This window comes from Kitasatospora sp. NPDC028055, assembly GCF_040637885.1.
Classification (GTDB): Bacteria; Actinomycetota; Actinomycetes; order Streptomycetales; family Streptomycetaceae; genus Kitasatospora.
Genome location: NZ_JBEZXE010000048.1, coordinates 53,231 through 61,139 on the forward strand (window position 1 = coordinate 53,231; position 7,909 = coordinate 61,139).

6 protein-coding genes are annotated in these 7,909 nt (G+C 73.9%); 2 read left to right on the forward strand and 4 right to left on the reverse strand.

Annotated features, from left to right (window positions below; genetic code table 11):
* Positions 1-268: 268 nt before the first annotated feature.
* Positions 269-1,951, reverse strand: coding sequence for a peptide-N4-asparagine amidase (locus AB0F71_RS32980; RefSeq protein ID WP_360242408.1), 1,683 nt, complete (start codon positions 1,949-1,951; stop codon positions 269-271).
* 159 nt (positions 1,952-2,110) lie between these two features.
* Positions 2,111-3,013, reverse strand: a complete 903-nt coding sequence (locus AB0F71_RS32985; protein ID WP_360242411.1) for a LysR family transcriptional regulator — start codon at positions 3,011-3,013, stop codon at positions 2,111-2,113.
* A 138-nt stretch (positions 3,014-3,151) separates the two neighbouring features.
* On the opposite strand from AB0F71_RS32985, the gene AB0F71_RS32990 reads away from it, so the two are divergent.
* Both AB0F71_RS32990 and AB0F71_RS32995 read left to right on the forward strand, forming a co-directional pair.
* Positions 3,152-4,150, forward strand: coding sequence for a pseudouridine-5'-phosphate glycosidase (locus AB0F71_RS32990; RefSeq protein WP_360242414.1), 999 nt, complete (start codon positions 3,152-3,154; stop codon positions 4,148-4,150).
* A gap of 3 nt (positions 4,151-4,153) precedes the next feature.
* Entirely contained in the window at positions 4,154-5,032 is an 879-nt protein-coding gene (locus AB0F71_RS32995; protein ID WP_360242417.1) for a PfkB family carbohydrate kinase, read from the forward strand.
* 7 nt (positions 5,033-5,039) lie between these two features.
* Here AB0F71_RS32995 and polX read toward each other — a convergent pair whose 3' ends face one another.
* A complete protein-coding gene (polX, locus tag AB0F71_RS33000) occupies positions 5,040-6,818 on the reverse strand; it encodes a DNA polymerase/3'-5' exonuclease PolX (protein ID WP_360242420.1) in 1,779 nt (592 codons plus the stop codon).
* Between the two features lie 111 nt (positions 6,819-6,929).
* On the reverse strand, positions 6,930-7,643 hold the full coding sequence (locus AB0F71_RS33005; protein WP_360242423.1) for an ATP-binding protein: 714 nt from the start codon (positions 7,641-7,643) through the stop codon (positions 6,930-6,932).
* Positions 7,644-7,909: the final 266 nt, after the last annotated feature.

The following is a 7,909-nucleotide window of genomic DNA, read 5'->3' on the forward strand; positions in this document are numbered from 1 at the left end:
GCGAGGGGAAGCTCCGTGGACGCGGGGAACCTGCGAGGTGGGGGTGGCCTCCGGACGTCACGTCCTCCGGCCGGTAGTTCGATCGTCGACCGAGGTAGTACCAGCGGCAGACCCTGATCCGTCTCGACCTGTCGCCACTGCCTCCTGCGGTCGAACTTCCTTCAGCTACCTCGCAGGTCCACCTCCATCATGCGCCTCCTACGAGCCGTGCACCAGGGGTGAACGGCCCGAAATCGGGCGGATTTCGCAAGTCGGGGCAGGGAGCGCCTCAGGGCTTAGGCCACCCGTCCACGAAGCTCAGCGTCCGGTGGTACGGCCCGTCCGGTCCGGTGCTGCGGTAGTCCTCGGTGCTGCTGCCGGTCCGGACGGTGCGGTCGCCGTCGTGGCGGGTCGCGGTGGGTCGCAGGGTGTGGTCCACGGTGCTGCGCCCGGTGACGTGGCCGCCGGTCGCGGTGGTGGCCTCGCGGTGGTAGCCGAGGTCCATCGCGGTGTTCTGGTCGGTGTTCCCGGCCGCGTCGTGGGTCACCTTGTAGGTGACGTCCAGCGGTTCGCCCTCGTGCACGGTGGTGGTGCGGTGCGGTCCGCCGCCCCAGGTGGCGGTGGTGCGGGTGAGGTCGGTGCCGTTGTGCAGCGTCACGTCGTTGCCGCTGTCGTGCAGTTGCTGGGCGGAGCTGAACGTGAGGTCGTCGCGGACCTCGGTGGTGATCCGGCCGTGCGAGGTCTGCACCCAGCCGCGGGCCAGGTCGTGCCGGGCGGCGGTGACGGTCCAGTCGCCGCTGCCGCCGCCGTGGTCGGCGAGCTGGGTGGTGACGGCGGCCTCGGGGGCGACCCGGTGGTCGGTGAGCTGCCCGGAGGTACGGGTGGCGCCGTGGTCGACCTCGGCGAACAGGTTGACCTGGCCGGTCCAGACGTCGTTGCTCTGCGCCTCGGCGGCGTTCACCGCGATGCCGACGCGGTGCGGCCGCCCGTCGAGCAGCAGGCCGACGTACGGGGTGAGGTCGAGCCGGTAGGCGGGCAGGTCGAAGGCGAAGACGCCGGGGACCGGCCGCCACAGCAGCGGGTCCCAGCCGCCGGTGTAGATCACCGGGTACGGCCAGACGGCGCCGGCCACCCGGCCGTCCACGGTCAGCCTCAGTTCGCGGAACGGGCCCTTGCCGCAGGCGCCGATCGACGGGTTCGCGGCGACGAAGGCGTCCGGCGCGGAGGCGTAGGCGAACTCCTCGCAGGCGCCGCCGCCCCGCGCGTACACCTCGGCGGTGAGCCCTTGCAGGTTCTGCGGGAAGGTGAGGTCCCCGGCAGTGCCCGGGGCGGCCTGGGTGAGCGAGAACGGGCCGGTGGTGAGGACCTGGTCGGCGCCGTGGGCGGCGGGCCAGCGGTCGTTCGCGGTGTAGAAGGTCAGGCTCGCCGAGACCTGGTAGACGCCGGTGTAGGTGGCGTCGGTGACGTTGGCGAGGTCGAGCGAGAACGGCTGCGGTCCGGCCGCGAACAGCGGGGCGTAGCGGGTGAGGTCGCGTTCGACGTTCCACTGGATGCCGTCGTGGGACGGCTCCGGGGTGGAGGACAGCAGGACCTCGACGCCGCCGACGCGGACGCTGAAGATCCGGTCGAACTGCCGCCCGGCGACCTGCCCGTGGAGGTCCAGGACCACGGCGGACCAGGGGCCGGCGCAGTCGGCGGGCGGGGTGAGGGTGGTGGTGTACGGGGTGTCGGGCGGGTTGCCGTAGCCGTTGCGGAACTCCCGGTCGTGCATCACCTCGACGGTGCAGGAGCGGGTGTCGGGGCGGGTGAGCGGCTTGGTGGCGGTGACCGGGTCGTGGTAGTCGCTGCCGAAGTCGGCGTGGGCCGGGGCGGCGGCGGTCAGGGTGCCAGCGAGGGTGAGGGCGGTGGCGCCGAGCAGTCCGGCGAGGCGGCGCAGCAGGGGGCGCGGGGAGCGCCGGGGGAGCAGGGCCAAGGTGGGTCCCCGGGGTCGGGCGGCCCGTCGGCGCGCGACGGGCCGGGTGGGTGTCCCGGGCATCCTTCCGGCGGTGGCATGTGACCGTCAAGAGTTGCTTTCGGGCCCTCCGGCGGGGGCGTCGGCCGGGTCCGGCGGGGGCGGGGGCGGCGGTCGGGCCTACCACTCCTCCAGGGCCGCGGCCTCCTGGCGGATCAGGTTGCGCAGCGTCGCCAGCGGGGGTCGGCGGTCGTCCGTGCGCCACTGCATCTCCAACGGCAGGGTGGCCCGGCCGTCCAGCCGTACGGTGGCCACGTCCTCGGTGAGGTGGCCGGTCATCGAGCCGGGCACCAGCGAGAAGGCGCGGTTGCGGGCGAGCAGGTAGAGCCGGGAGCCGACGATCCGCGGCGGGCTGACCAGCACCGGCGGGTCGACGCCGTGCTCCGCGCACAGGCCCAGCACGTGGTCGTAGTACCGGGGGTGCTGCTCGCGCGGCCACAACAGCAGGGGCAGGTCGCGCAGTTCGGCCAGCCGCAGGGCCGTCCGGCCGGCCAGCGGGTGGTCCCGGCCGAGGGCGACCCGGACCGGCTCGTCGGCGATCCGCTCCAGCCGGTAGCCGGGGACGTCCTCCAGGAAGCGGCCGAGGCCGATGTCGGCGAGCTCCCCGGCCAGGGTGGCGGAGACCTGGCCGGTGTCGACGGCGAGTTCGGCGGTGTCGAGCGCGGGCAGCTCCTGTTCGGCCCGGCTGACCACGGCGGGCAGCAGCCGGTTCACCACGCTCGGGGAGGCGACGATCCGGGCCGTCCCCAGCCGGGACTCCTCGTGCAGCCGGACCCGCGCCAGCATCGCCCCGGCCTGCTCCAGCAGCCTCGCGCTCTCGGCCGCCATCACCTCGCCCGCCTCGGTCAGCGCGACCGAGCGGCGGCTGCGGTCGAACAGCTCGACACCGACCGTCCGCTCCAGCCGGGCGACCTCCTGGCTGACCGTCGGCTGCGAGATGTGCAGCCGCTCGGCGGCCCGGCCGAAGTGCAGCGTCTCGGCGACCGTCAGGAAGACCTCAAGCTGTCGCAAGGTGAAGCCCATGCGGGTCATCCTAGTGCGAACCAATAGTTGAGCGGCTATCGGAAACCCCAGGACTCATTCTGGTTTCCGATCCGAACCGTCCATACGCTGAGCGTCACGTTGCCCCACCGCAGTGGCATCTCACAGGAAGCTCCCGCCATGACCGGACAGCCCGCCAGCACCCCCGCCATCCAGATCTCCGAGGAGGTCGCCCAGGCCGTCGCCGACGGGCGGCCCGTGGTCGCCCTGGAGTCGACGATCTTCACCCACGGACTGCCGCGCCCCCGCAACCTGGCGGTCGCGCTGGAGGCCGAGCAGCAGCTGCGTGCGGCGGGCGTCGTCCCGGCCACCATCGGCGTGCACGCGGGCGTCCCCACCGTCGGCCTGAGCACCGAACAGATCACCGAACTCGCCGCCACCGACGGCCTGGACAAGGTCAGCCTGCGCGACCTGCCGGTGGTCGCCGCGCTCGGCCGGCACGGCGGCACCACCGTCGCCGCCACCGCCTTCCTCGCCCACCGCGCGGGCGTACGGGTCTTCTCCACCGGCGGCCTCGGCGGCGTCCACTTCGGCGCCGCCGAGAGCTTCGACGAGTCCGCCGACCTGACCACCCTGGCCGCCACCCCGGTCACCGTGATCAGCGCCGGGGTGAAGTCCATCCTCGACATCCGGGCCACCCTGGAGCGCTTCGAGACCCTCAACATCCCGGTCATCGGCTACCGCACCACCAAGTACCCCGGCTTCTACGTCACCGACTCCGGCCACGAGACCAACTTCGCCGTGCAGTCCGCGGCGGAGGCGGCCGCGGTGATCGACGCGCGCGACCGGCTCGACCTGCCGCAGGCCGTGCTGATCGCCAACCCGGTCGACCCGGCCAAGCAGCTGCCGCCGGAGGAGCTGGACGGCATCCTGGCCCGCGCCTGGGCCGAGGCCGAGCGCCGGGGCATCACCGGCAACGCCTCCACCCCGTTCCTGCTCGACCACATCCAGCGCGACACCGGCGGGCGCAGCCTGGAGGTCAACGTCGAGGTCTACCGCGGCAACGTCCGCCTCGGCGGCGAGATCGCCACGGCCCTGGCGGCCCTGGTCGGCACGGCCGGCGGGGCCGGCGGGAGTGACCGGACCGACGGGTCCGCCGCCGCGACCGCCGGGGCCTGACCCGTGCTGGGGGTGCTCGGCGACCTCGTCGAGGACATCGTGGTCTGGGTCGACGGGCCGCTGCGCCACGGCACCGACTCCGGTGCCCAGGTCTTCCGGCGGCGCGGCGGCAGCGCGGCCAACGTCGCCTGCTTCGCCGCCGGACAGTACCCGGCCCGGTTCCTCGGCTGCGTCGGCGCGGACGCCGTCGGGGACGCCGTGGTGGCCGAACTCGGCAGCCACGGCGTGGACGTCCGGGTGCAGCGGCACGGTAGGACCGGCAGCATCGTGGTGCTGATCGACCGGGACGGCGAACGGACCATGCTGCCCGACCGCGGCGCCGCCAAGCTGCTGGAACGCGTCCCGGACGACTGGCTGAGCGGACTGACCCACCTGCACGTGCCCGCCTACTCCTTCGACGGCGAGCCGGTCGGCCGGACGGCGGTCGACGCGCTCGACCGGGTCCGGCAGGCGGGCGGCACCACCTCGGTGGACGCCTCCTCCACCGGGATGCTGGAGCAGTACGGGAGGGAGCGCTTCCTCGCCCTGCTGGCCGAGTTGGCGCCCACCTTCGTGTTCGCCAACCGCTCCGAGTCCGCCTACCTCGGGCTGCTGGTGGACGGCCTGCCCGGGCCGCAGCGGGCCCGGCTGGCGGCCTCGACGGTGGTCACCAAGGCGGGCGCCGGGCCGACCACCGTGGACGTGCCGGGGGACGGGCTGTTCACCGTGCCGGTGCCGCCGGTCGCCGAGGTGCGGGACCTCACCGGGGCCGGGGACGCCTTCGCGGCGGGCTTCCTGGCCGGGTTCCTGGACACCGGGGACCTGCACCTGGCGGCGGGGCTCGGGCACCGCAGCGCGGCCCGGGTGCTGGCCTCACCGGGGGCTTCGCTCGGGGGGTGTTAGGGCGGCACTACTTCCGTAGTGCGTCCTTGCGGAGGAACTGCTTCAAGCGTTGCCACGTCCAGGCGTTGACCACGTCGTCGACGGTGAGCCACCCGCGCTGCGCCGTGCCGATGCCGAAGCGCGGGTAGCCGAGGTGGCCGGTGGCGTGGGCGTCGCTGTCGATCGCGAAGCGGACACCGTGCCGCTTGGCCCGCAGCACGTCCTCGTCCCGCAGGTCGAGGCGCTGCGGGGAGCTGTTGATCTCGATCGCGGTGCCGGTGCGGGCGGCGGCCGCGAACACCGCGTCCAGGTCGACGTCGATCGGCCCGCGCCGGCCGATCCGTCGGGTGGTGAGGTGGCCGATGACGTGGACGTACGGGTTCTCGCAGGCCCGGATCAGCCGGCGGGTCTGGGCAGCGCGGTCCAGGGTGAAGTGCGAGTGGACGGAGGCCACGCAGACGTCGAAGCCGGCCAGGAACTCGGGCGGCCAGTCCACCCCGCCGTCCGGGCCGATGTTCAGCTCGGTGCCGTGCAGCAGGCGCAACTTCCTGTGACGGTCGGCGAGTCGGCGCAGCTCCTCGCGCTGGGCCAGCATCTTCTCGTCGGTCATCCGCTGCATCACCAGGTCCGGGGCGTGGTCGGTGACGGCGTAGTACGAGTAGCCGCGGGCCGCCGCCGTGTCGATCATCTCGGTGAGGGTGGCCAGGCCGTCGGTCAGGTCGGTGTGGGTGTGCAGGTCGCCGCGCAGGTCCGACTCCTGGATCAGCTCCGGGAGTTCACCGTTCAGCGCGGCCTCGATCTCGCCCCGGTCCTCGCGCAGCGGCGGCGGGATCCAGGGCAGTCCGAGCGCCGCGTACACCTCCTCCTCGGTCGCGGACACGACCTTGGTGCCCTCCTGCTGTTGCTTCTGCTGCTGCTTCTTCGAGGTTTTTCCGGTGTCGCCGGCCACCTCGAACAGTCCGTACTCGGAGAGCTTGAGGCCGGCCCGCACCGCCCTGGTGCGCAACTTGATGTTGTGCGCCTTCGACCCGGTGAAGTAGACCAGGGCGGCGCCCCAGTCCTCCTCGGGCACGACCCGCAGGTCCACCTGGATCCCCCCGGTGGTGCGGACCGAGGTCTTGGTCGGCCCGCTGCCGATCACCTCGGCCACGTACGGGAGTTCGGTGAGCGCGGCCATCAGCGGGGCCGAGTCGGCGGCGGTGGCCAGCACGTCGATGTCGCCCACCGTCTCGCGCATCCGGCGCAGCGAGCCCGCGTACGCGCAGCGGGTGCAGCCGGGTACGGCGGACAGCGCCTCGACCAGCTGCTCGGCCAGCTCGGTGGCGGCGTCGAGCAGGGTCCGGCCGCCGGACTGCCGCATCAGCTCGATGCCGTGCAGGATCTTCTCGCCGCTGCGCTCGCCGAAGCCCGCCACACCGGACAGCCTGTCGGCGCGGATCGCGTCGGCGAGTTCGTCCACCGAGCCGATCCCGAGGTCCCGGTACAGGGAGAGGGCGCGCTTGGGGCCGACGCTGGGGACGGCCATCATCTCCCGTACGCCGGAAGGGATCTCGGCGCGCAGGGCCTCCAGCGCGGCGATCTTCCCGCCGGCGAGGTACTCGGCGATCTTCTCGGCGGTGGACTTGCCGACGCCGGGGATCTGCTGGAGTCCCTTGACGTCCAGACCGGCCAGGTCCTCGGGGTGGCCGCCGACGGCCCGGGCGGCCTTCTCGTAGGCGCGGGCCCGGAAGGCGTCCCCGCCGGTGATGTTGATCAGGTCGGCGTACTCCTGGAGCAGCTCCCTGACCTGGTCGTTGAGCCGGGGCATGGGGCAAGTCTAGGTTCGGGGAGCGGTGTTCGCTGGGCGGTGGGTTCTTCGCTGGGCGGTGGGTTCTTCGCTGGGCGGTGGGTGGCCGGGGGCGGTGGGCGGAGGGGGTGGCTAGTCGTAGGCGACCGCGAGCAGCAGGACGACGGTCATGCCGCCACCGGGGGTCGGCTCCACCGCGAGTCGGCCGCCGGCCGCCAGCACCAGGCTGTGCAGCGCCGGTCCCACCGGTCCGGTGCTCCGCACGCCCGCCAGCAGCCACTCGTGGGCCTCGGGCGGCTCGTACGAACCGCGGTCGGAGATTCGTATCTCCACTCGCTCCCGGCCGTGTCCGGTCGTGCGGTGCCCGGTCACGCCGCGCCCGGCCGCGGCGCGGGGTGCTGACGGGCCGGAGCGCCTGACGTCCGCGCGGACCAGCACCCGGCCGCCCAGCGGGCTGCGCCGGATCGCGTGGTCCAGCAGCCCGGCGATCGCGGCCTCCATCCTGCGGGCGTCCCCGGCCACCACCGGCAGGCCCGGCGCCAGCCGCACCGTGACGGCCGCTGCCCGGCCGCCGCCGCGCACCACTCGGCGCACCACCTCGGAGACCTGTACGTGCCGCGCCTGGGGATCGCACCCGGCCTGGCGGCCGGTCCAGCTCAGCCGGTCCAGTTCCGTGCGGGACAGCGGCCGGGGGGCGGCCATCGAGAACGGCGGGTACGGGCCGAGACCCTCCGCAGTGCCCCTGCTGCCCCCGCTGTCCTTGCGTCCGACGCCGCCCGCGCCGCTGAGCGCGCCGAGCGCCCGGGCCCCCGACGCGACGTAGCCCCAGACCTTCCCGCGTGCCATTGCTCTGCCCCTCGTGCCTGACCGGCGGCCGTCATCGGTTCCGCGGCCGACCGGGGCGGGCCGCGTTGCTGGCCCTCCTGCCAGCCTGCGCCTAGTCCGCGCGGGTGACAATCCGGCTTCGGGGCGCGAAGTGGGGGGCGTTCCCCGTCGTATGGGGGGTGGTGGGGGCGCCGAGTGGCGGGGGGGCCGCTGCGCGGGGCGTTGGTTGGGGGGTGGGGGTTCGGGAGGGTGGGTTGGTCCGGGGGCGGTTCCGGGGGTGGGCGCTC